The sequence below is a fragment of the Pseudomonas sp. TMP9 genome, from assembly GCF_037943105.1.
Lineage (GTDB): Bacteria > Pseudomonadota > Gammaproteobacteria > Pseudomonadales > Pseudomonadaceae > Aquipseudomonas.
The window spans coordinates 1,292,264-1,313,148 of record NZ_CP149803.1 but is presented as its reverse complement, the minus strand read 5'-3'; the positions used below and the strand labels follow the sequence as shown (position 1 = coordinate 1,313,148).

At 58.2% G+C, this 20,885-nt stretch carries 21 protein-coding genes and 3 tRNA genes; 2 read left to right on the top strand and 22 right to left on the bottom strand.

Going from position 1 to position 20,885, the window contains the following annotated elements:
• Positions 1-193: 193 nt before the first annotated feature.
• Genes pepN through WF513_RS06200 form a run of 6 tightly spaced genes read right to left on the bottom strand, consistent with a single transcriptional unit; the run spans position 194 to position 6,792 of the window.
• Positions 194-2,869 carry an aminopeptidase N gene (gene pepN, locus WF513_RS06225; RefSeq protein ID WP_339082454.1) on the bottom strand — a complete coding sequence of 892 codons (2,676 nt, stop codon included), beginning with the start codon at positions 2,867-2,869 and terminating at the stop codon, positions 194-196.
• A 52-nt stretch (positions 2,870-2,921) separates the two neighbouring features.
• Positions 2,922-3,758, bottom strand: coding sequence for a DUF2797 domain-containing protein (locus tag WF513_RS06220; protein WP_339082452.1), 837 nt, complete (start codon positions 3,756-3,758; stop codon positions 2,922-2,924).
• Positions 3,758-4,021, bottom strand: a complete 264-nt coding sequence (locus WF513_RS06215) for a DUF1315 family protein (protein ID WP_339082450.1) — start codon at positions 4,019-4,021, stop codon at positions 3,758-3,760. The genes WF513_RS06220 and WF513_RS06215 overlap by 1 nt, the downstream gene beginning before the upstream one ends.
• Positions 4,022-4,067: 46 nt before the next feature.
• Positions 4,068-4,934 carry a rhomboid family intramembrane serine protease gene (locus tag WF513_RS06210; RefSeq protein ID WP_339082448.1) on the bottom strand — a complete coding sequence of 289 codons (867 nt, stop codon included), beginning with the start codon at positions 4,932-4,934 and terminating at the stop codon, positions 4,068-4,070.
• Complete coding sequence (locus WF513_RS06205; protein ID WP_339082446.1) at positions 4,931-5,905, bottom strand: metallophosphoesterase; 975 nt, start codon at positions 5,903-5,905, stop codon at positions 4,931-4,933. The genes WF513_RS06210 and WF513_RS06205 overlap by 4 nt, the downstream gene beginning before the upstream one ends.
• Positions 5,905-6,792, bottom strand: a complete 888-nt coding sequence (locus tag WF513_RS06200) for an NAD(+) kinase (RefSeq protein ID WP_339082444.1) — start codon at positions 6,790-6,792, stop codon at positions 5,905-5,907. Before WF513_RS06200 ends, WF513_RS06205 begins: the two co-directional genes overlap by 1 nt.
• Before the next feature lie 249 nt (positions 6,793-7,041).
• Between WF513_RS06200 and WF513_RS06195 the strand changes: the two genes are divergently transcribed.
• Positions 7,042-7,986: a DUF1853 family protein gene (locus WF513_RS06195; RefSeq protein WP_339082442.1), complete on the top strand. Its 945-nt coding sequence runs from the start codon at positions 7,042-7,044 to the stop codon at positions 7,984-7,986.
• Between the two features lie 10 nt (positions 7,987-7,996).
• On the opposite strand, the gene WF513_RS06190 is transcribed toward WF513_RS06195, so the two are convergent.
• The 5 genes from WF513_RS06190 to WF513_RS06170 form a co-directional block, all read right to left on the bottom strand.
• Positions 7,997-9,106: a cyclic nucleotide-binding domain-containing protein gene (locus WF513_RS06190; RefSeq protein WP_339082440.1), complete on the bottom strand. Its 1,110-nt coding sequence runs from the start codon at positions 9,104-9,106 to the stop codon at positions 7,997-7,999.
• 32 nt (positions 9,107-9,138) lie between these two features.
• Positions 9,139-10,083 (bottom strand): pyridoxal-phosphate dependent enzyme, encoded by a 945-nt coding sequence (locus WF513_RS06185; RefSeq protein WP_339082439.1) that lies wholly within the window; start codon positions 10,081-10,083, stop codon positions 9,139-9,141.
• A gap of 2 nt (positions 10,084-10,085) precedes the next feature.
• A complete protein-coding gene (locus WF513_RS06180; protein ID WP_339082437.1) occupies positions 10,086-11,456 on the bottom strand; it encodes a chromosome partitioning protein ParA in 1,371 nt (456 codons plus the stop codon).
• Positions 11,457-11,718: 262 nt separating this feature from the next.
• Positions 11,719-12,087: a nuclear transport factor 2 family protein gene (locus WF513_RS06175; RefSeq protein ID WP_339083441.1), complete on the bottom strand. Its 369-nt coding sequence runs from the start codon at positions 12,085-12,087 to the stop codon at positions 11,719-11,721.
• Positions 12,088-12,214: 127 nt separating this feature from the next.
• The gene (locus tag WF513_RS06170) at positions 12,215-14,248 is read right to left on the bottom strand and encodes an NADPH-dependent 2,4-dienoyl-CoA reductase (protein WP_339082435.1); all 2,034 of its coding nucleotides are present in this window, start codon (positions 14,246-14,248) and stop codon (positions 12,215-12,217) included.
• 239 nt (positions 14,249-14,487) lie between these two features.
• On the opposite strand from WF513_RS06170, the gene WF513_RS06165 reads away from it, so the two are divergent.
• A complete protein-coding gene (locus WF513_RS06165) occupies positions 14,488-15,525 on the top strand; it encodes an AraC family transcriptional regulator (RefSeq protein WP_339082433.1) in 1,038 nt (345 codons plus the stop codon).
• On the opposite strand, the gene WF513_RS06160 is transcribed toward WF513_RS06165, so the two are convergent.
• The 11 genes from WF513_RS06160 to gspG all read right to left on the bottom strand — a co-directional run bounded on the left by WF513_RS06160 (position 15,522) and on the right by gspG (position 20,869).
• Positions 15,522-15,674, bottom strand: coding sequence for a hypothetical protein (locus WF513_RS06160; protein WP_339082432.1), 153 nt, complete (start codon positions 15,672-15,674; stop codon positions 15,522-15,524). The genes WF513_RS06165 and WF513_RS06160 overlap by 4 nt on opposite strands.
• An 86-nt stretch (positions 15,675-15,760) precedes the next feature.
• Positions 15,761-15,837: transfer RNA gene (locus tag WF513_RS06155), tRNA-Asp, on the bottom strand.
• A 95-nt stretch (positions 15,838-15,932) separates the two neighbouring features.
• Positions 15,933-16,009, bottom strand: a tRNA-Asp gene (locus WF513_RS06150).
• 32 nt (positions 16,010-16,041) lie between these two features.
• Positions 16,042-16,117, bottom strand: a tRNA-Val gene (locus tag WF513_RS06145).
• Between the two features lie 126 nt (positions 16,118-16,243).
• Positions 16,244-16,765 (bottom strand): type II secretion system protein M, encoded by a 522-nt coding sequence (locus WF513_RS06140; RefSeq protein ID WP_339082430.1) that lies wholly within the window; start codon positions 16,763-16,765, stop codon positions 16,244-16,246.
• Positions 16,762-17,898 carry a type II secretion system protein GspL gene (gspL, locus tag WF513_RS06135; RefSeq protein ID WP_339082428.1) on the bottom strand — a complete coding sequence of 379 codons (1,137 nt, stop codon included), beginning with the start codon at positions 17,896-17,898 and terminating at the stop codon, positions 16,762-16,764. The genes WF513_RS06140 and gspL overlap by 4 nt, the downstream gene beginning before the upstream one ends.
• Complete coding sequence (gene gspK, locus WF513_RS06130; RefSeq protein ID WP_339082426.1) at positions 17,895-18,860, bottom strand: type II secretion system minor pseudopilin GspK; 966 nt, start codon at positions 18,858-18,860, stop codon at positions 17,895-17,897. The genes gspL and gspK overlap by 4 nt, the downstream gene beginning before the upstream one ends.
• Positions 18,857-19,552 (bottom strand): type II secretion system minor pseudopilin GspJ, encoded by a 696-nt coding sequence (gene gspJ / locus WF513_RS06125; RefSeq protein WP_339082424.1) that lies wholly within the window; start codon positions 19,550-19,552, stop codon positions 18,857-18,859. Before gspJ ends, gspK begins: the two co-directional genes overlap by 4 nt.
• On the bottom strand, positions 19,549-19,938 hold the full coding sequence (gene gspI / locus WF513_RS06120) for a type II secretion system minor pseudopilin GspI (RefSeq protein WP_339082423.1): 390 nt from the start codon (positions 19,936-19,938) through the stop codon (positions 19,549-19,551). The genes gspJ and gspI overlap by 4 nt, the downstream gene beginning before the upstream one ends.
• Positions 19,935-20,477 (bottom strand): type II secretion system minor pseudopilin GspH, encoded by a 543-nt coding sequence (gspH, locus tag WF513_RS06115; RefSeq protein ID WP_339082421.1) that lies wholly within the window; start codon positions 20,475-20,477, stop codon positions 19,935-19,937. The genes gspI and gspH overlap by 4 nt, the downstream gene beginning before the upstream one ends.
• Before the next feature lie 5 nt (positions 20,478-20,482).
• Positions 20,483-20,869 (bottom strand): type II secretion system major pseudopilin GspG, encoded by a 387-nt coding sequence (gspG, locus tag WF513_RS06110; RefSeq protein ID WP_339083439.1) that lies wholly within the window; start codon positions 20,867-20,869, stop codon positions 20,483-20,485.
• Positions 20,870-20,885: the final 16 nt, after the last annotated feature.

The following is a 20,885-nucleotide window of genomic DNA, read 5'->3' as shown; positions in this document are numbered from 1 at the left end:
ACGTGTAGCGGGACAGGTAACACAAAAGTGTTACCTGTCTTTAACAGGTAACACTTTTGTGCGGCTATTGAGGCCTGAATCGATAGGTAGCCGCTCTATGCATTGCACACAGATCGATAAGATCAACCTTTAGCGTTAGCGCCGCCAACCCAAGAACTGGCAGGCGCTAGCACTGACTGTTACGCCACAGCGATCAATCAACCAGGCTCTTGCTGACCACTTCATAGACATCGCTGGACAACTCGCCCGAGGCCAGAATGCGCTGCAGCTCAGCCTTCATCTGGGCCTGGCGGGCACTGGCGTATTTGGCCCAGCGGGTCAGCGGCGCCAGCAGACGTGCAGCAATCTGCGGATTAAGCGCGTTGAGGGTAATCACCTGATCCGCGAGGAAGCGGTAGCCACTGCCATCTGCTTGATGAAAGCCCTGCAGGTTTTGCTCAGCAAAGGCGCCGATCAAGGCACGGATCTTATTAGGGTTCTTCAGGGTAAACGCAGGGTGCTGCATCAGTTGCTCGACTCGCTGCAACGCGCCGGGCAAAGAACAGGCCGCCTGCACGCTGAACCACTGATCCATCACCAACGGGTTGTCTTTGAAGTTTTCAGCGAAGCTGCTCAAGGCAGCGGCTTTCTCAGCCTCGAAGGGCGAGTTGACCAGCACAGCCAAGGCAGCCAAACGCTCGGTCATATTGTCGGCATTCTCGAACTGCTCTAAGCATGCCGTTAGCACTTCAGCCTTTTCGCTCAGCATGAGGTAGGACAATGCGATGTTCTGCAGGCTGCGACGAGCAAAATGCTCGGCCTGCGCCACATAATCGCTGTTGCGAGAATCCTTGCGATTGTTCTGGTAGCGCTGCCACAGCAGATCAAATAGGGCGTCTGCCAATTGCTGACGTGCAAATTCACGCGCGGCGTGGATGGCAACGACATCGGCCACTTCACTGATTTGAGTCAGATACGCCTCACCTGGCAGCGAGAGCATCTCAGCGATCATGGCTTGGTCCAATGCGTCATCCGCCAACAGGGTGCGGAAAGCCTCAATTAGGCGCTGATCAAGCACCAGTGACTCACCGCGCTGATGCTGACCAATCAATTCCTGCAGCATCTGCACGGACAGTTGCTGGCCAGCCTCCCAACGATTAAAGCCATCGTTGTCGTACTGCATGAGGAACATCAGTTGATCACGGCTGTAAGGGAAACTCAGTTTGATCGGTGCCGAAAAACCGCGTAGCAAGGATGGCAGCGGCTGTTCGGTCAGATTGACAAAGGTGAAGGCCTGCTCAGCCTCAGTTATCTGCAGCACGCGCGAGAGCCCAACCGCAGCGTCCTCACCCACCAACTGCAGAGGCAGTTCACGCCCTTGGCCGTCCATCAGCGCCAGCTCCACGGGGATAACAAACGGCAATTTCTGCGCCTGCCCAGGGGTGGCCGGGCAACTTTGGCGAAATTGCAGGCGATAGCTGTTAGCAGCAGCATCGTAACTTTCGCTGACATCCAAGCGCGGCGTGCCCGCCTGACTGTACCAACGCTTGAATTGAGTCAGGTCAATGCCATTAGCCTCCTCCATCGCGCGGATAAAATCGTCGCAGGTTACGGCTTGGCCGTCATGGCGGTCGAAGTACAGATCGCTGCCTTTGCGGAAGCCTTCTGCGCCGACCAGGGTGCGGATCATGCGCACCACTTCCGAGCCTTTTTCATACACCGTGAGGGTGTAGAAATTGGAGATTTCCATAAAGGCATCTGGTCGTACCGGATGGGCCATTGGGCCGGCGTCTTCGGCGAACTGGTGGGTGCGCAGGTAGGCCACATCCTCGATACGCTTGACCGTGCGCGAGTGCATGTCGGCGCTGAACTCGGCGTCGCGAAATACGGTAAAGCCTTCCTTGAGCGACAACTGGAACCAGTCGCGGCACGTCACGCGGTTGCCCGACCAATTATGGAAATACTCGTGGGCCACCACGGCTTCGACGCGCTGGTGCGCGGCATCGGTAGCGGTTTCGGCTTTTGCCAGCACGCAGCTGGAATTAAAGATATTCAGGCCCTTATTTTCCATGGCGCCCATATTGAAGTCGTTAACCGCGACGATCATAAAGATGTCGAGGTCATACTCACGCCCGTAGACATCCTCATCCCACTTCATGGATTTTTTCAGGCTATCCATGGCGTGCTGGCATTTGTCGATGTTTTCCGGCTCGACATAAATGCGCAGCGCCACATCACGGTTATTCATGGTGGTAAAGCTGTCTTCCACACACCAAAGGTCACCGGCGACCAGCGCAAACAGATACGCCGGCTTCTTAAACGGGTCTTCCCAAGTCGCCCAATGCCGACCGTCGTCTTCGCTACCGCTGGCAATCGGGTTGCCGTTGGACAGCAATATCGGGTAGTCATGCTGAGGCGCGCTGAGGGTGGTGGTGAACGTGCTCATCACATCCGGGCGATCGAGGTAGTAGGTAATCTTGCGAAACCCCTCAGCCTCGCATTGGGTGCAGAACATGCCGCTGGATTTGTACAACCCCTCCAAAGCCGTGTTGCTCTGCGGATTAATACGCACGCTGCTGTCGATCACGAAGTTAGCCGCGGACGGCTGCAGCGTCAGGTGACTGTCCGTCAGCTGATATTCGCCAGTGCTCAGCTCGCGGTCATCCAACGCCAGCGACAGCAGCTCCAGCTCTTGGCCATCCAGCATCAGCGGCGGCAGGCTGGCTGGAGATAAACCGCTGCTAGCCGCTGGGTTGCGGCGCATGACTAACTGCGCATGCACCAAGGTCTGATCCTCGAACAACTCGAAGGTCAGGTGCGTTTCATCGATCAGATAATCCGGGGCCTGGTAATCCTTGAGGTAGATCATCTTCGGCTGTTCGGTGCGCATGGCGTGTGGCCCTTTATCGACGGCGCAAGGCGCCGGATTAGCAAATGGAAACTTAGCCGGCCACTTCGTGGATGGCCAGCTGATAAGCGGTGTATTTGCGGATATTAATCACGCCGGTGTCGAACATCAGGTATTGGCCCTTAATGCCCAACAACGTGCCCTCGGCCAGCGGATTTTTGTCCAGATTGAAACTGCTGATCTTGGCCGGGTAGGCTTCAATCGGAAATGTAATCTGCACCACAGGTTGATCACTCAGCGGCTGAATGGCTTGGATACCAAAGCGCTGCTGAAGCTCAGTCAGTCCGTCGCTGCAACTGTCAAACAGCTGCTCGCGAACGGCCAGCAGATCCACCGGCGCCGCATCACCTTTGAGCAACGCGCGCCAGTTGGTTTTATCCGCCACGTGGCTGCGCAACAGGTCTTCGACAAAGCCCGACTGCTGGCGAGTCGCGACGCGCAAAATCGGCAGCGCTTGGCTCGCGCCTTGATCGATCCAGCGGGTGGGGATTTGCGTGGCGCGGGTAATGCCGACCTTCACCCCGCTGGAATTGGCCAGATAGACCACATGATCAGTCATGCAAAACTGCTCACCCCAGCTCGGCTCACGGCACGTACCCGCATCATAATGGCAGCGCTCAGGGCTCATGATGCACAGGTCGCATTGCGCCAGTTTTTGCATGCAGGGGTAGCAATAACCTTGGCTGTAGCTGCTCTTGGTCTTGCGCCCGCAATGGCTGCAATGAATCGCACCCAGAAACTCCAAACGCAGCGTCTTACCGATCAGCGGATTGACCGGCAGCAGCTCGTCACCTAAGCGAAAGCTGTATTGCACCGGCGCATCTAACTGCGCCGCCATTTTACTTAGGGCGCCACGCGCCAACTCACTCATCAGTGCAGGGTATCCGAGGACTTAAACAGCAAATTAGGTATCGGCTCAGCCTTTGAGCTGCATTCCTGCGGGCCCATATAACCGGTGCGCTGTTCCTCTGGCAGGTTTTGCGTTTCCCAAGCAATTAATGCTTGCAGGGTCAGCTCTTTTTGCTCGCGCGTCAGCTTGCGGCCATCCGGCCATTTGCCGATTTCCACAGCCAGCTTGAGGCTCTGATAAATCTCTGGGGTGATGTTTTCAATCGCTTCGATAAAGGATGACATAGCGCCTCCGAATGCAAAAATGGCAGTTTACCAGCCTGTTGATTAACTAACTGCGCTGCTGACGCGCCAGCACACCGCCCACCAGCCCAGTCAGACAACCTGCTAGCAGGCCACCGACGTGCGCGGCATTGGCAATCGCGCCGAATTGCAGTAACTCAAAAATACCGGTCATGCAGATCAGCAGCCAAGCCAGCATCATCACCAGCACGCCGGGCGGCAGTCTGTAAGCGTTATTTGGGGCCAGCCGCTGGAAGATCCAGCAATGCCCGAGCAGCCCGTAAAGCACCCCAGACAAACCGCCAAATAGCGAGGGACCCGCATGCAGGTATTGGGCAAAATTGGCCGCCAGGCTGAATAACAGCGTCAGCACGAGCAGCGTCCATGGCCCTTGCCGCGCTTCAATGCGGCGCCCCAGCTCCCAGAACCACAGGGTATTCATCGCCAGATGCAAGATGCCAAAGTGAATCAGCATGGGTGTAAGCAACCGCCACCACTGACCGCTGGCCAAGGTGTCGCTCAGGTCACTGAAGTAGATGTAATCGCCCTGCAGACGGTAATCAACAAAGCTCAACCCGCTGACCGTCGTTAGGTTATCGCCGAGCACGGTGATGGCTGCGGCGATAAAGGTCAGCAGCAGCACGGCAGCCGTCATGCGGCTGGCGCGCAATTGCTGGGCAACGCTTGGCGCGGTGTTGGCTGCCAGAGGCAATGACTGCGCGACAGTCGCATCGCCGTGCGGATAACGCGCATAGAGCGCGCGCACGTGCTCAGCTAACGACTCTTCAGGCACCCAGAGCACCTGCTCACCCGCCTCCTCCGCCACGCGATGGGGCACCTGCAAACGCTGCAACAGTTCGATAAAACCACTTAGGTCAACCTGTTCAGGCAGGCGCATGGCCGCTATTGCACTCATGGTCGCGCCTCTGAGCTGTCGACATTTACCCAAATAAATTTATTGGGCTCTAGGCGTGTTTCTTGATCGAGGCGATAAGCGACCAGCTTACCGTTGAGCACGGCGCTGTAATCCAAGCAAGCCAAGTTGCTGCGAATCGGCGCGGGTTCGCCGCTGCGCCAATAGTGACCGACAAACAGCAAAGGCTGATCGGCCGGGTATTTGAGCAATTGGATTTTTTGCGACTCACTGAGCGGCATCTGCGCTGCAAGTTCCGGCAGGGCATCGGGCTGAAAAACGATATCGCCGTAGGTTTGTGGGTCTTCTTCCCAAAACTTGGTGCGAAAGTGCGCACGGGTAAAACCGTCATCACTGGTCAGGGTCATACCGTGCGGCAGGCGCATGTCAGTGCCGCGTAACAGACGGTCCAGCGCAGTTTTGGCAAAACTGCCATACACCGCAGCGGCTTGGATAAAATGTTCATCAATACAACCATCGGCAAACTGCGCACGCAGTGGATGGATCAAGCTGTCATCCCAGCAGGCATGTACCACGCGGAAATGCCCGGCATCGATAAACAGTGGCAACTCATAAAACCAATCAAGAAATGCCTGCCATTCGCTCGGATAAGCCTCGAACTGCTGCAGCGTTTCCTTGATCAACCGGGCATGTCGTGGCGTGTGCTCACGAACAAACTGCCCGCCACTGCCGGGCGCTGCCGGGGTACTCCAGGCCAGCGCATTGAATTCGTGGTTGCCCATGATGCACAGCGCCTGGCCAGCTGCGACCATATCGCGCACCAAATGCAGCGCCTCACGAATACGCGGCCCACGGTCGACCAGATCCCCAAGGAAAATCGCCATCCGCTCAGGGTGACGCCAAACACCTGCTTGTCGGCGATAGCCCAAAAGAGTCAACAGATGTTCCAGGGTTTTCGCGCAGCCATGAATATCGCCGATCAGATCGTAACCACGCGCAGGGTCAAGGTGCATTATTCTCCCCCGCCGAGCCGGCTACCCCAACCCAGCTTGTTGCGGCAGACCTCATAGAAATTATGATCAAGAGGGTGAATCAGACGCAGCTTTTGCGGCCGTTTAGCCACGGTAATGGTGTCCCCAGGGGCGCAGGTGAAATGGTTTTGCCCGTCGCAGGAAATCAGCGGATAAATCTGTAAATCTTTAGACACCACGATTTTCAGTTCGCTGTTGCCATCCACCACAATGGGCCGACTGGACAACGTATGCGGGTACATCGGCACAATAACAATCGCATCCAACTTGGGGTGCATGATCGGCCCACCCGCAGACAGCGCATAAGCCGTCGAGCCGGTTGGCGTGGCGACGATTAAGCCGTCAGCCTTCTGACTGAGCACAAATTGGCCGTCGATATACAACTCGAACTCAATCATCCGCGTCGACTTACCAGGGTGCAGCACCACGTCGTTAAGCGCATCGCCTTGGCCGATGGGGTCACCATTGCGGCGCACTTCGGCCTCAAGCAGAAAACGATTTTCTGTCAGGTAATGCCCTTCAAGCACCTGCGCGACTTTAACTTCCAATTCGTCAGGGCGAATGTCGGTGAGAAAGCCCAAGCTGCCACGGTTTATACCCAGTACTGGCACCTTGTGCCGTGCCAACGCGCGGGCGGCGCCGAGCATGCTGCCGTCGCCGCCAACCACAATCACCAAGTCGCAGACTTCACCGAGAATTTTCCGCGAACAGGTCTGCAGGCCATGACCTGGCAGCACTTCGGCAATGGTGTCTTCGAGAATCACATGCAGGTGCCGCGCGAGCAGAAACTTCTTCAGCCGGCGAATAGTGTCGAGGGCCTGGGTGCTGCCCATCCGACCGATGATGCCGATATTACGAAATTGCTCCATGGTGCTCCCGCCAGGCTCTGTATCCAGTGATTTGGATTATGGGCGAAAGGCCATGGCAGCGGCAAACCGCTGACCGGCTAGAAGCGTTTACGCTTTCACCCGCTTGAGCCAAGCAAGGCGCTGCGTGAGCAAGAGCCTGCGGCTGGCGAAGCCAACGAACAAGCCGTCTGGACTCCCATCCAAGGCTTTTAACGCAGCAGGACCAACACGCAGCAGATCGAAATAGGCTCTACGCGCTGTGCTCTTCGCATGACGCCCCTCCCCTCACTCATTGACCTGCCCTTGCAGCTGCGCCAACCGGCCGTGCGTGATCTGGCCTGGGTACTGCTTTCGCCGCCCTTGCTGGCGCAATCACCCTGGCCGCAACGCCACCCACTCAAGGCCAGTCGCTGGAGCCAGCAACCCGACGCATTGGCTGACTGGTTAATTGGAGTGGATGCCGACAGTCACGCCCTGCAACAGTGGCTGAGCCAACGCTCGATACGTCGCCTAGGGCTTTATTACGAACGGCTTTGGCAATTTGCTTTGCATGCCGCTCCCGATATCGAGGTGGTGGCCGCCAACGTGCCTATTCGCCAACAAGGCCATACTTTGGGCGAACTGGACCTGTTGCTGTGTGATGACGAAGGCACGCACCACCTAGAACTGGCCATAAAGTTGTACTTGGGTCGGACGCAGTGCAGCGGTGTTGATCCAGCACACTGGCTCGGCCCGGGCAGCCATGATCGGCTGGATATCAAACTGGCGCATTTGGGTCAGCACCAGCTTCCACTGTCTGCAAGTGCACAGGCTCAACACAGACTGAGCGAATTAAATATTCAGCCACCACAGGCAGCGCTTTGGCTGGCGGGCTATCTGTTTTATCCCTGGCAGCAAGCCTTTGCCGCGCCGCGTGGGGGTAACCCGGTACATTTGCGTGGGTATTGGTTACACCGTGCAGACTGGACCTCGTTTGTAAGGCGAGATCAAGGTCGCTGGCAGCCGCTGCCAAAGTCAGCGTGGTTAGCACCGGCGCGGATTGAAGAGGAGCATCTATGGACGCGCGAGCAATTCAGCCAATGGCTCGCCGCATTGCCAAACGAGGCTAACGCACAGTTACTCGTGCGCATGGTTGAAGGCCCGCAGCACAGTTGGCTGGAAGCTGAGCGGGTATTTTTGGTTAATGATCGCTGGCCGGCACAGCCGACCGATTAACACGAAACGTTCACAGGCTGCGCTCGGTGCGCCCGCCCGAACGCGCCAGATAACCCGAGCCACTCTCACACATCAGCCCATCGCGCTGCACGGCCGGTAACGCATCGACGCCATCGCGAAGTGCGTAAGCGCTGTAACCCAACTGCGAAAGCAGAAACACCGCACTGGCACTGCGCTTACCACTGTCGCAGTAACACAGGTAGGTGCGCGTTTTATCCAGTAAGCGGGCTTTTAAGCGCAGCAATTGCAGCGGCATGTTCAGGGACTGCAACGCATGGGCTCGCTCGTACTCTTCCTGCAGGCACACATCTAGCCATTGCGCCCCCGCCGCCAGTAGCCGCGACGCTTCACCCAACGACACCTCGTTGACCACCGGCGCTTTGAGTAGGGCGAAGAAGTCCTGGCGGTCCAGTCGCATTACCGCTCCGTCTTCCAACATGGTCACGGTGGCATTGCGTGGGCTATCAGCCAGCAGGGCTTCTTCACCAAAACAGGCGCCAATCTCCAGCTCAGCCAACACCTGCTGAGCACTGCCCGCGCCGCGAATCACCTCGGCGCGACCATGCTTAAGGAAGTAGCAACTGTCGCCGATATCACCTTCCTGCAACACCGTACTGCCCGCCACTAACTCGATACGCTGTAAACGCTCGAGCATGGCGCGTACGTTGGACGGCGGCACCTTGGCAAAAAGCGGGTTTTCCAACAGGCGTTCCAGCCATTCGACTTCGGCATGGTTTTGCCCCAGCTCCAGCAACAGGTCCTGATAAGCCAAGCGCCAAGTCAGCAACCGGTTGAGGGTGGCGGTATCCAGTGCCAGCACGCTTGCATCGGTCAGGGCGCGAGCCTCATGCAAACGCGGCAGACTCGGCGACAACGGATGGCAGCTGGCCTCACTGCCCGCTTGCAAACGCTGCTCCTGACCATCAACCGATTGCAGGCGTAATGTGCCGGCCAGCAGGTAGTAGGTCAGGCGCGCCTGATCCCCCAGACGAAACAATAATTGCCCTGCCAGTAACGGCTGCGGGACTAATTGCCCACGCAACTCACGCCACTGCTGCTCCGACAACACATTAAGTGGCGTCAGGCTGCGCAACTGCTCGGGGTTAAGGGGTTCGCTCATGGAATATCCAGGCTCCGCTGGTGAAGTTCAGTCTAGCCATGTTCGGCCTGTGCAGGCTGCGACAATGCCGCAGCACGGCCTTGCAGCCCGCCCGTATGGACAAATACCACGCGGCTGCCGCGAGCAAAGTAACCGGCCTCGACCTGCTGGCGCAACGCCATTAACGCTTTGGCGGTATACAACGGCTCCAGCAGGACGCCACTTTGCGCCTCAGCTGCCTGCATAAAATTGAGCAAATCAGCATCCACCTTGGCAAAGCCACCGCGGCTGGCCGCCTGCAACTGATAACGCCCTACGGGCAGCTCGGCAGCGTGCACAATCGCCTGCACGTTTTGCTCGACGCCATGGTCAACCGGCACGGCTAATGCGGCATACACCGGGTGCGCCGCCGCTTCAGCCAAAAGCAAGCCGGCTAACGTGGTGCCCGTGCCAGCAGCCAGCCACCAGGCGTCATAATCCGTCCAGCCGACAGCAGGCAGTTGCTCGCGAACCTGCCTTACCAAGTCCATGCAGCCCAGCGCACCTGGCAGGCCACCGCCGCCCTCAGGTAGCGGATAGAAACCGGGATAATCGGCCTGCCAAGGTAACCAGAAACCCGGCGCATGCCGGGCTCGATAGCCGGCGTAGCCCAGCCAATGTACCTGCATGCCAAAGGCCTGCAGGTCATTCACGGTCGAAGTCTGCTGCGCATGCCCACGCAGAAGTCCGACAGTCGGGAAATTGAAGCGTTTACCGGCAGCCGCTAGCGCGTGCAAATGGTTGGAATGGGCACCACCGAGGCTGATAACGCCTAAAGCGCCGCTCGCTTCGGCTGCACGCAAATGCTCGGAAAGCTTGAACCATTTATTGCCACTGATCAGTGGATCAAGCAGATCCAAGCGCAACACCGCCAGCTCGACCCCGGCGGCGGCTGACCAATCCAGCTGCAAGGGTTGTAAAGGGGCGCTTGGTGCCCAGTCAGGCAGGACAACAGACAAGGTTAACTGACAGTGCGTAGGCGACTGCTGGCTTTGTGCCGCGTGCAGCAATTAGATTGCCCTGAGGCGAAACGACTGGGCGAATCGACACGGTCAATCGGGATGGCGCAGCGCTCGCCGCTCGGCAGCAGAGCCTCACAACTGGGTTGCTGGTAGTGCGCCAGCCAGTGACGGTATTGCTCTTCGCTGACAAAACATTTGCCGGCGGCGTAGGCCATTGGGTTGTCTTGGTAGGCGGCGATATCTTGCAAGGCAATGGTCAGATGGCCGGCACCTGGGTGATACACCACAAATACCACGCCAAGCTTGGCCAACCGCTCAAGGATCTGCTCACCGCCTTGGCTGGCTAAGTCAGCATAGGCGCGCTTGAGGCGAGTGATTTCTTGCAGCGCCTGGGTGTCTTGTTCGCCGCGATAGGCTAACTCGACATCGCGAATGGCAATTTGCTCTTTGTATTCGGCCACCGCAGAGACGATTTTGGCCTGCATTTCACCTTCGTACTGCGCCCGCAGGCTGTCACTGTCACTGCGGCCAACACGCTCTAGGGCGCGCAATTGTTCGGTCATTTTCTCCCGTGAGGTCTGGAAGTTCGCCGCCTGAGCCGCCAGTTGCGCCTTAAGCGCGGCGTTGTGTTCTTCCTGCTGGCGCAGCGTTTGCTGCAGGCTGTGGATCTGCGCCTGCAAACTGCTGCCCTGCTGCTCGCTGGCCAACTTAAATTTAGCCAGTTCATCTTCGTATTGTTGAGTCAGGCTGCTGATGCGTAAACGCTGCTGCTTAATCAGCTGCGCCGCTTTTGCGCGTTGTTCCTGGTCTAGCTTTTCATTGGCTTTGGCGGCTTCATCTTGGCCAGGATCGGGGGCGTACCATTTGTCCTCAGCGGCCATTTGCAAGCGCTCTAAGGAAACTGCTTGAGCATTTTCGTCTTCAACCAGCAAACCCAAGCTGTTGCGTTTGGCCACGTCGCGCAGCAGCGCAAGATCGTTATTGCCTGGAGTCAGGCTGGGGTCCCAGAGGTGCATCTGGTGCCAAGACACTGGGCATTGGCTGCGGCAGGCTAGGCGGATCGGTCCAGCGCCTAAATCAGGACCACGGCCCGCGCGCTCGGCCAGCGCCTGTAACGGAATATTCCAGCCAGAATCTGGCGCGCCCTTCTCATCGAAATCCAGGTAGAAAAACACCAACGCTTTGATCAGCAGGCGCGGGTTGATGAGCACATAAGCCACGCGCATTTGCTGGTCGGCAAACTCTGGCATATTGACGACGCCATCGAGCAGGGCTTCAAACTCGGGGAAAAACATTTGCTTGCAGATGCCGCCGCGCTCACTGAAGAACATTACGGCCTCAACCATCTGCGGCTTATTCTGCATGCTCATCGGTTTTCCTCTTGGCCGAAACGGGTGCCCCGCTCAGCGGATGACATATCCTGCCTATGCTGCGCAAAAATTGGCACATATAGCAAGACTGCCAATATCCTGACAGGCCAACCGTACCTTGAAATTCAGGTACGAAAACCTTGTCGAGCAAGTCTAGGGGAAAACCTACGCCCCGCATTGTGACTGGGTTGGCAGTCACCCAGCCAGCCAACCGATAAAAACGTTCGGCTGGGCGAAACTGTGATGGGTTTGGTGCAACGTTTCAGCCTTTGGCGGCCTTGAGAAAAGGCGCAAGCCGCCGACCCATTTCTTCACCTAAGGCTTGTAAGCCGCTCATGGGGCGAATCATCACCTCGAACTCGATGATTTTGCCGGCCTCATCGAAGCGGATCATGTCGATCCCTTTGAGCTCACGCTCACCGACCTTGGCGCTGAACTCCAGCACCACACTGAGGCCATCAGCGCTGGCCAGCTCGCGGTGGTAGGCAAAATCGATAAACACCTTGCTGACGGTATTTAGAATTAGCGAGACCACTGGCGCACCGGCATAGGGATTAAAGGCCATGGGCGAGCGAAACACTGCCTGCGGGTGTAAAAGCTCTGGCAGCTTGCTGAGGTTGTTGTTTTGCATCAGTTCATGCCACTGCGCAAGCGTTGCAGCGGCGGCTGATTGAAGATGGGCAGCACTGGTCACGGCGTTCTCCTTGTTATTCTGGGCCACATACAAAACGCCCCGCACTGGGCGGGGCGTTGCGTACTCAGAGTTCAGCGGCGAGGCGTGAACCTTGGTTGATCGCCCGTTTAGCGTCCAACTCACCCGCCACATCCGCACCGCCGATCAGGTGCACATTCTGTCCGGCAAGCTCAAGGCCTTCCTGCAGCTCGCGCAACGGGTCTTGGCCGGCGCAGACGATGACCGTATCAACCGCTAGCAGCTGCTGCTCGCCACCGGCGATGCTGATATGCAGGCCTGCATCGTCGATTTTCAGGTATTCGACCGAATTGAGCATTTGCACGTTCTTGTTCTTCAGGCCGGTGCGGTGAATCCAGCCCGTGGTTTTACCCAAGCCATCACCGACCTTGGTTTTCTTGCGCTGCAGCAGGAACACTTCACGCGGCGAGGGGTGCGGCTGCGCTTGAATACCCGCCACACCACCGCGCGCTTCCAGCGAGCCATCGATGCCCCACTCCTTCCAGAACGCCTCACGATTGAGGCTGGTCGCCTCGCCCTGATGAGTGATGAACTCGGAAACGTCAAAACCAATGCCACCTGCACCAATCACCGCGACCTTCTGGCCGACCGGCTTACGCAGCAAAATGGCATCTAGATAACTAATAACCTTGGCATGCTCGATACCTGGGATAGGCGGTGTACGCGGCACGATGCCTGTGGCCAGAATAATTTCATCAAAACCACCTTTGCCCAGATCTTCAGCTGAAACACGGGTGTTTAAACGAAGATCAACGCCGGTGGTTTCAATCTTGCGCTTAAAGTAACGCAGCGTTTCAAAGAACTCTTCTTTGCCTGGCACACGCTTGGCCACGTTGAACTGCCCGCCAATTTCACTCGCCGAATCAAAAAGAGTCACGCTGTGGCCGCGCTCAGCCGCCACAGTAGCAGCGGACAAACCAGCAGGACCCGCACCGACCACTGCAATTTTCTTCACGGCGGTGGTCGGGATGTAATTGAGTTCCGTCTCGTGACAGGCGCGCGGGTTAACCAGGCAGCTAGTTAACTTGCCGCCGAAGGTGTGGTCCAGGCAGGCCTGGTTGCAACCGATGCATGTGTTGATCTCATCACTGCGGCCTTCGGCAGCCTTATTAACGAACTCCGGGTCAGCCAGAAATGGCCGCGCCATTGAGACCATGTCAGCGTCGCCTTCGGCCAATACCTGCTCAGCGATTTCCGGGGTGTTGATACGGTTGGTGGTGATCAGCGGAATGCTGACTTCGCCACGCAGTTTGGCCGTGACCTTGGTAAACGCGGCACGCGGCACCTTGGTGGCAATGGTCGGGATACGCGCTTCGTGCCAGCCGATACCGGTATTGATCAGCGTGGCGCCGGCTTTCTCGATGGCTTTGGCCAGAAGAACAATTTCATCCCAGGTGCTGCCACCTTCGACCAGATCAAGCATCGACAGGCGATAAATGATGATGAAGTTCGGGCCGACGGCTTCACGCACACGGCGGACGATTTCAACCGGTAGGCGCATGCGGTTTTCGTAGCTGCCGCCCCAGCGATCGGTGCGGTGGTTAGTGTGGGCAGCGAGGAACTGGTTAATGAAATACCCTTCCGAACCCATGATCTCAACGCCGTCGTATTCGGCCTGCTGGGCCAGTACGGAGCAGTTGATAAAGTCAAGAATCTGCTTCTCGATGCCTTCCTCGTCCAGCTCGCGTGGCTTGAACGGGTTGATCGGTGCCTGAATCGCACTTGGTGCGACCGATTTAGGGCTGTAGGCATAACGGCCAGCGTGGAGAATCTGCATGCAGATTTTGCCGTCTGCCTCGTGCACGGCACGGGTGACAATTTTGTGTTTTTCCGCTTCTTCAGGGGTGGTCAGCTTGGCTGCACCGGAATACACACCGCCCTCATCATTCGGGCCAATGCCGCCCGTGACCATCAAGCCGACGCCGCCACGGGCGCGTTCAGCGAAATAAGCGGCCATGCGCTCAAAGCCATTGGCCTTTTCTTCCAACCCCGTGTGCATCGAGCCCATCAGGGTGCGGTTCTTCAGGGTGGTGAAGCCCAGATCGAGCGGGGCCAACAGGTGCGGGTAATGAGCAGTCATAGAACTCTCCACATCGGGTGTTTGTATTTCACGGAAGCGCTGCCACCTCTTAAAGGGCGGCAGTCGATATGGCTTAGACGATAATCAGCCGGATCGAACCTCTCAATGACTTAAAGTGACAACTTACTGACCATAAACAACAGTAACGCTTGGCAACGTCCCGAGGCTTACCTACCCTGCAGCGTGTTGAGCACCCTCATACCGCCTTAAGCAGGCACGCACCGGACGCTGAACGAACAATGCAAAACATGCGAGTCAAACTCGGCGACCTGTCGGTTGGTTTTGTCGCAAGCCTGGCTGATGCCATGCGCAGCTGCGGCAAAGATCCGCTGCCCTTGCTGGAACGCTTCGGCTTAGACGCCGCGAGGCTTGCCGAGCCGCGTGCACGCTTGTCCATCCCGCGCTATATGCGCCTAGGCCACACCGCCATTCAGCAATGTGACGAGCCAGGCCTTGGGTTATTGATGGGGCAAGTCAGCCGTTTGAGCCAGGTCGGCCTGGTCGGCGTAACGGCCGCACAAGCGCCAACTGTGCGGGAAGCGGCGCGCGCGCTGATCCGCTTCGAGCCGTTGTATGCCGGCAATTATCGAGGCCAGTCGAGCCTGCATGAAGATCATCAGGGCGCTTGGCTGCGGTTTTACTCAATCAGCCCCTACAACGCTTACAACCGTTTTGTGGTTGATTCAGTGCTGGCCAGTTGGGCGCAACAACTGAGCGCACTGGCGCAGCAGGCAATGCCGGTTGAGAAAGTACAGATCGAATTCTCAGCGCCTGACTATGCAGGGCAATACGCAGCGCTGTTTGCCTGCCCGGTGGAGTTTGCCAGTGAACATAATCAGCTGCGTTTGAACCAACCGAGCCTGAACCTGCGCAACCCGCAACACTGCCCCGGCACTTGGCGGCATTTACTGGAAATATGCGAACAGGAACTGCAGCAGCTAACCCACACACGCAGCTTGCGCGAGCGCATCACCCAACTGCTTGGGCCACTGCTGCATGGCCGCGAGCCGGATTTGGCAGAAGTCGCGGCGCGCTTGCAACTGCCAACCTGGACCCTACGGCGCAAGTTAGCCGAGGAAGGCACGCAGTTTCGTAGCATCCTCAACGACACTCGCCGCGATCTGGCCATGGCCTATATCCGCGACACCGAACTGGCCTTCGGCGAAATCGCGTACCTGCTGGGCTTTGCTTCAGCGGAAGCCTTTCAACGCGCGTTTAGACGCTGGAATCAGCAAACCCCCGGCGAATATCGACGGGCGCAAAAGCGGGTGAATTAAAGCTCGGTGGCGTCTTCTTCCAGCTCAGGCACATCAAGCTCAACAGAACGCGCATCGAGCAGCTCTTCTTGATAATCATCCATTGCCTTCTCCTTACTCAAGTCAGTTGAGCGGCGCGCAGTGATCGAAGCAGCGCGCTTGCTAATCAAGCTAGAGCATGTGTGTGAAGGCAAGATGACAGTTTGTCGCGTGCAATAAAAAACCCTCAGGTATCACTACCTGAGGGTTTCGTATTTGGCGCAGCGGACGGGACTCGAACCCGCGACCCCCGGCGTGACAGGCCGGTATTCTAACCGACTGAACTACCGCTGCGTGTCGGTGGACTTGCGTCCATGTAGCTCTTGCTTCATCTGACAGATAAGCCTTAGCTTTTCTGCCTCATGTCGAGTGAACTCAACATGGAAATATGGCGCAGCGGACGGGACTCGAACCCGCGACCCCCGGCGTGACAGGCCGGTATTCTAACCGACTGAACTACCGCTGCGCGTCGGTGGACTTTCGTCCGATTCACAAGAGTGGTGGGTGATGACGGGATCGAACCGCCGACCCGCTGCTTGTAAGGCAGCTGCTCTCCCAGCTGAGCTAATCACCCGCTGCTTGCGAGGCGCGAAATCTACGCAAGGGCCGCATCTAAGTCAATACCCTGCTTCAAGTTTTTCTAAAAAAGCAGATAAATCGCCAGCACCCTGAGGCGCAGATACGCCACCCGCCCGACTCGCTACTGCGCCACCTTCAGGCTCAACCGTGCGGCCACCTGGTTATCTGCCGCGCGATCCAGCCCTGCTTCAGCGATTTGCACGCCCTGCGCTTGCAGCATGGTGAACCAGCGCAGCAGCTGAGCAAAGGGCGCCGGTTGCAGGTTGAGCTGCAAGGCACCGTCACCGGCATTATCCAGCCGTTCGATACTCAAGCCCTGCGCCGCGGCGGTAGCCGTTACCAGCCCTTGCAGCCGGGCCGGATCAACACTGGCCTGCGGCGCGCTGGCAAGAGTGCGCGCGGCGGGGGCTTGGCTGTGCAGGTAGGCATTCAGTTCACGTTGCGCCTCGAACGAAGCACGCGCCGCCAACAAGCGCTGTTGCGTTGGCTGCCAAAGCATCACATACAGCAGCACCAACACTAAAAACCCAGCCAAGCTGGCCAACGATAGCCGCTCACGTGGCGCCAAGGCTCGCCAACGCTGCGCCAGCAACGAACTCTCCAGCTGCGCGGTAAACCCTTTATTTTGCGAAAGCATATTCATCCCCCGATCACCACGCGCGCGCTGACGCGTGCACCTTCTCGGCTGGCCGAACCCAGCTGCACAGCCAAACCGCTTTCCTGCAAGCGCTCACGCAGACGCTCCAACTCGGCAAACCCGGCGGCCTGCACCTGCAGGGCCAGATCACCACGCGCCTCGCTGAAATCCACTTGGCTGATCTGCACGTATCCACCCTCGGCTGCTACTGCCCCGCTGACCTGAGCCAGCAAGCCAAGCAAACGGCTTTGCCCGCTGCCACTGCTGGTCTGCAGGTGCTGATCAAATTGTGCACGCAGATTGACCAGCTTGCTGTCCTGTGGGAACAGCTTTTGGTACAGCGCGGCGCTGGCGGCGGCGTACTCATTAGCTTGGTGTTGCAAATGCCAACCTTGAGCCAGATTGAAGCCCCACTGCAGCACCAGCCACAGACCAACCAGCCCGAGTAAAGGCTGCCAGCGTTGCCAATGACCTTTACTGCTGTGCCCGGCGAACTCGCCCTGTGCGAGGTTATTGTGCAGCGACTGCTGCGCCAGCCACACGAAAGGCTCGGTTACAGGCAAGCACTCATCCACCGGCTGCGGCACCAAATGCTGCGGAACACACCACGCGATCTGCGGGTGCGCGCACAAAGAACTCAGTTGCGGCCAATCCTGCGCGTGGACGGCCATGCGCGTGACATTCTCGCCGCCTATTAACCAGCGGCCATAGAGCGGCAAAAGTGCAGTCCCAGGCCCAGGCAATAGGTCCGCATCCACAGCTATCGCCTGAGGCGCCGTGGGGCATAACGCCAGCCAGGCCGCTAACCAGCTGCGGCGCACGGCAAACACCCGGTGACGACCATCAGCCAGCTGCTCACCTAAAGCCAGATGCATTAACTCAACATCCTCGGCGAATAACTCTTCCACCGCAAACGGCAACGCCTGACGCAACCAGCGCGCTTTACGGGTCGGCAAGTTGACTGCACAGGCGGTCACCGCTTCGACGGGCATAACCAAGGTCCAATTACCGGCAAGCTGCACCAGCACTTGGCTGAATGTAAGAGATTCGCTTATGCCATCGGCAACCCGCTGCACAGTTAGCGCTGCCTGCGCACCCGCACAGGCAGCGGGCGGCAAAAATACAAAGGTTTGACTCATGGTTCGACTTCCTCAACGGGCACCAGCAGCATCCCGCTCTGCCCTAAATCACGCGCTAACACATACACCTGACCATCACTGGCGCGTTGCAAGGTGCTGCGCAAAACCTGACGGCGCTCACCCACAGTCACGTCGCTTAGCACCTGAAAATACTGACTGCCCACCGCCAAACCCTGGCTCTGCACCTGAGGCCCACTGAGCTGAGCTAAAAAACTCGCCACGTCGCGGTAACTCTCAGCACCACGCGCTGCAACCAGCCCTTGCGCCATGCTTAGCGACAGCCCGTCTGCCAAACTGGCCAACACCCGCGCACTGGCGGTATTGACGTTAAGCGTGGCATCCGCTGGCAAGGCGCTGACATACGGCGACAAGCGCTGGTAATCCGCCGCAGTCATCTCCAGCAACAGGCGCAGTTCGGAAATATCTGTTAATTCGCGGTTGGCCGCGCGATAAGCCGGTTTCGCGAGCAGGTACTGATTGTCTTCGGCGCCATAACCGCCGCTGGGTTGATCATCAGCATCCAACCAGTCCTGCAAGCGTTCGGCATAGGGCGCGTTGATCTGCAGACCCAGCAGCAGGCGGCGTAGCTGCGCCAACGCAGCTTCATTGGGCTGGCCCTGACGCAACAGGCTGTTGAGGTTGAAGCGCCCGCTCGGGTCGCTGATCTGCACGCGCAAAGCGCCGCCCTCATCCAAAGCAAAGGGCGCGCGGGTCGCCGCCCACACTTCGCCCAAATGATCGATTGGCGCGCGCGGGTCACCCTGGCGTAGATCACGTTGCAGAATGGCCTTGGCTAACGTCTCGCCACCCAGTGCGTAATGCCAGGCTTGGCGCACATGCAGTTGATTGGCGCTGCTGCGGATCGACAGCTGTTGCCGGGCGATGATCCCGGCGCTGACCACCGTGACCACCGCCACCACCAGCAAGACGGTGATCAGCGCCATGCCGCGCTGACGGTTCATGACGGCGGCTCCACGGCCGCTTCATCGGAAAGCTCGGCCGATTCATCAGGATTTTGTCCCGGCTCCAGCGCCAAGCGCGCTGGTAAGCCTTCAGGTAAACGCAGCAAGCGGCGCAGTTCACCATAGCGGCGATGCTCCAGCACCAGTTCAATGGCCTGCGGCAACAGCTTGAGTGAAACATCCGGGTTATTGCCCAGCGGCGGCCAACTGGATTGCCAAGCACCCTGCTGATCCAAATAACGCAATTGCAGGCGCATTACCCCATCCAGCGCTTGTTGAATTTGCGGCTGACTGTCCTGCGCCTGATCCAAAACGGTCCAGTATTGGCGCTGCCACTGCTCACCACTGAGCTGCCAGCGCACCCGCTGCAAGCTGGAGCGCGGCTGATTGAGGGGATTGCGCCAACCACTGCGCGTCAGTTCTAACGCGGGGTTATCCTGGTCCTCACCGAGCAGGGCGGCGCGCGGGTCACCAAAGGGGTCGCGTGCAGGCCTGGCCTGAGCCTGCAGCACGTCACGCTCGAATGCCGCCAGCGCGCGAACCAACTCGCGCAATTGCAGCTCATGGGCGCGGGTAACTTTATCGGTTTGCAGCACGCTGTCGAGCATGCGGTAGGTGCCCAGCCCCAACAGGGCAAAAATGGCGATAGCAATCAGCAATTCGAGCAAGGTAAAGCCGCGCGTCACCCTCATGGCATCACCCCGAGAAAACCATTCAGGCTCACCACCGCACGCTCGCGCACATCCCCAGCCACAGGCCCAAGCGCCAACGGTGCGACCCACAGGGTCACGCGGCGCATATCCGCCTCGCGGGTGGCCAGCACCTCGCTTTGCCACTGCCACTGCCTGCCAGCAAATTGCACAGCGCCTGTATCCATGCCCTCGGCCACTGGGTTAGGCGCCAGTTGCAGTTCTGTTAAGCGATTATCGGCAATCCACATCGCCAAGGTTTTTTCCTCGAGGCGTGCAGCAGTTTGCACACTGCGCGCGGTGGCGGTCAGCACACTGGCGGCAACCAAGGCGAAAATAGCCAAGGCAACCAGCACCTCAAGCAAGGTAAAACCGCCACTGCGCTTCATCGGCTACTTCCGGCAGGCTGTTCAATCTCAACGCGGGGTAACTGAAAACCATCACTGACTATTTGCAGGCGCACGCCATCGGTGCGGCGCTCAGCCAGACGTAAACGGAACGGGCTGATCTCGCCGCTGGACAGCAGCAGTAACTGCGGCGTCAATGTGCTCTGGCTGGGCGTTCCACCCTCGAGCTGCGGCAGCTGCAACGCAGTACCTTCCAGATCAACGCTCAACTGCGCCCATCCAGGCAATTGATGCGGCTTGCTACTCAGCGCCTGCCAGCTCTGCTTTAGCGAGTCATAACGCAGCACTTGATAGGCCTCGCGACTGAGCAGCAGCCCATATTCTTGATTATCCAGCACTGCTTCCTCAGCCAGCACGCCTATCAGCCCCGCCAGCCGCTCGGCTTCGTTGTGCAGCTCGCGACTGGGACCGGCGATGCCGACGCTGAGCACGGCAATGCCGATCAAGCTGCCAAGAATCACCAGCACCACCAGCAGCTCAATCAGGGTAAAACCCTTGGCCTGATTCGGTCGCTGGCGCACGGGAATCAGAGGTCCCAATTACCGATATCAGCATCATTGTCGCTGCCGCCATCTTTGCCATCTGCGCCCAGCGAATACAGGTCGAACGCGCCCTTGGTGCCGGGAGCGAGGTATTGATAAACATTGCCCCAGGGGTCAATCGGCAGACGCTTGAGGTAACCGTCGCGGTTCCAGTTTTTTGGCTGCGGATTGCCCGATGGTTTTTTCACCAGCGCCTCTAACCCTTGCTGGGTGCTGGGGTAGGCGTAGTTGTCCAATTTGTACATATCCAGCGCAGCGGCGACCGCTTTGATATCACCCTTGGCCACGGTGATCTTGGCCTGATCAGGGCGACTCATCACCTGCGGCACCACCAGCGCGGCGAGAATGCCGAGAATCACCACCACCACCATGATTTCAATCAGCGTA

Excerpts from the sequence above, each read along its gene's own strand:
- pepN (WP_339082454.1), bottom strand. The coding sequence starts at position 2,869 with ATGCGCACCGAACAGCCGAAGATGATCTACCTCAAGGATTACCAGGCC.
- WF513_RS06220 (WP_339082452.1), bottom strand. The coding sequence starts at position 3,758 with ATGAGTGAGTTGGCGCGTGGCGCCCTAAGTAAAATGGCGGCGCAGTTA.
- WF513_RS06215 (WP_339082450.1), bottom strand. The coding sequence starts at position 4,021 with ATGTCATCCTTTATCGAAGCGATTGAAAACATCACCCCAGAGATTTAT.
- WF513_RS06210 (WP_339082448.1), bottom strand. The coding sequence starts at position 4,934 with ATGAGTGCAATAGCGGCCATGCGCCTGCCTGAACAGGTTGACCTAAGT.
- WF513_RS06205 (WP_339082446.1), bottom strand. The coding sequence starts at position 5,905 with ATGCACCTTGACCCTGCGCGTGGTTACGATCTGATCGGCGATATTCAT.
- WF513_RS06200 (WP_339082444.1), bottom strand. The coding sequence starts at position 6,792 with ATGGAGCAATTTCGTAATATCGGCATCATCGGTCGGATGGGCAGCACC.
- WF513_RS06195 (WP_339082442.1), top strand. The coding sequence starts at position 7,042 with ATGACGCCCCTCCCCTCACTCATTGACCTGCCCTTGCAGCTGCGCCAA.
- WF513_RS06190 (WP_339082440.1), bottom strand. The coding sequence starts at position 9,106 with ATGAGCGAACCCCTTAACCCCGAGCAGTTGCGCAGCCTGACGCCACTT.
- WF513_RS06180 (WP_339082437.1), bottom strand. The coding sequence starts at position 11,456 with ATGAGCATGCAGAATAAGCCGCAGATGGTTGAGGCCGTAATGTTCTTC.
- WF513_RS06175 (WP_339083441.1), bottom strand. The coding sequence starts at position 12,087 with ATGCAAAACAACAACCTCAGCAAGCTGCCAGAGCTTTTACACCCGCAG.
- WF513_RS06170 (WP_339082435.1), bottom strand. The coding sequence starts at position 14,248 with ATGACTGCTCATTACCCGCACCTGTTGGCCCCGCTCGATCTGGGCTTC.
- WF513_RS06165 (WP_339082433.1), top strand. The coding sequence starts at position 14,488 with ATGCAAAACATGCGAGTCAAACTCGGCGACCTGTCGGTTGGTTTTGTC.
- WF513_RS06140 (WP_339082430.1), bottom strand. The coding sequence starts at position 16,765 with ATGAATATGCTTTCGCAAAATAAAGGGTTTACCGCGCAGCTGGAGAGT.
- gspL (WP_339082428.1), bottom strand. The coding sequence starts at position 17,898 with ATGAGTCAAACCTTTGTATTTTTGCCGCCCGCTGCCTGTGCGGGTGCG.
- gspK (WP_339082426.1), bottom strand. The coding sequence starts at position 18,860 with ATGAACCGTCAGCGCGGCATGGCGCTGATCACCGTCTTGCTGGTGGTG.
- gspJ (WP_339082424.1), bottom strand. The coding sequence starts at position 19,552 with ATGAGGGTGACGCGCGGCTTTACCTTGCTCGAATTGCTGATTGCTATC.
- gspI (WP_339082423.1), bottom strand. The coding sequence starts at position 19,938 with ATGAAGCGCAGTGGCGGTTTTACCTTGCTTGAGGTGCTGGTTGCCTTG.
- gspG (WP_339083439.1), bottom strand. The coding sequence starts at position 20,869 with ATGGTGGTGGTGGTGATTCTCGGCATTCTCGCCGCGCTGGTGGTGCCG.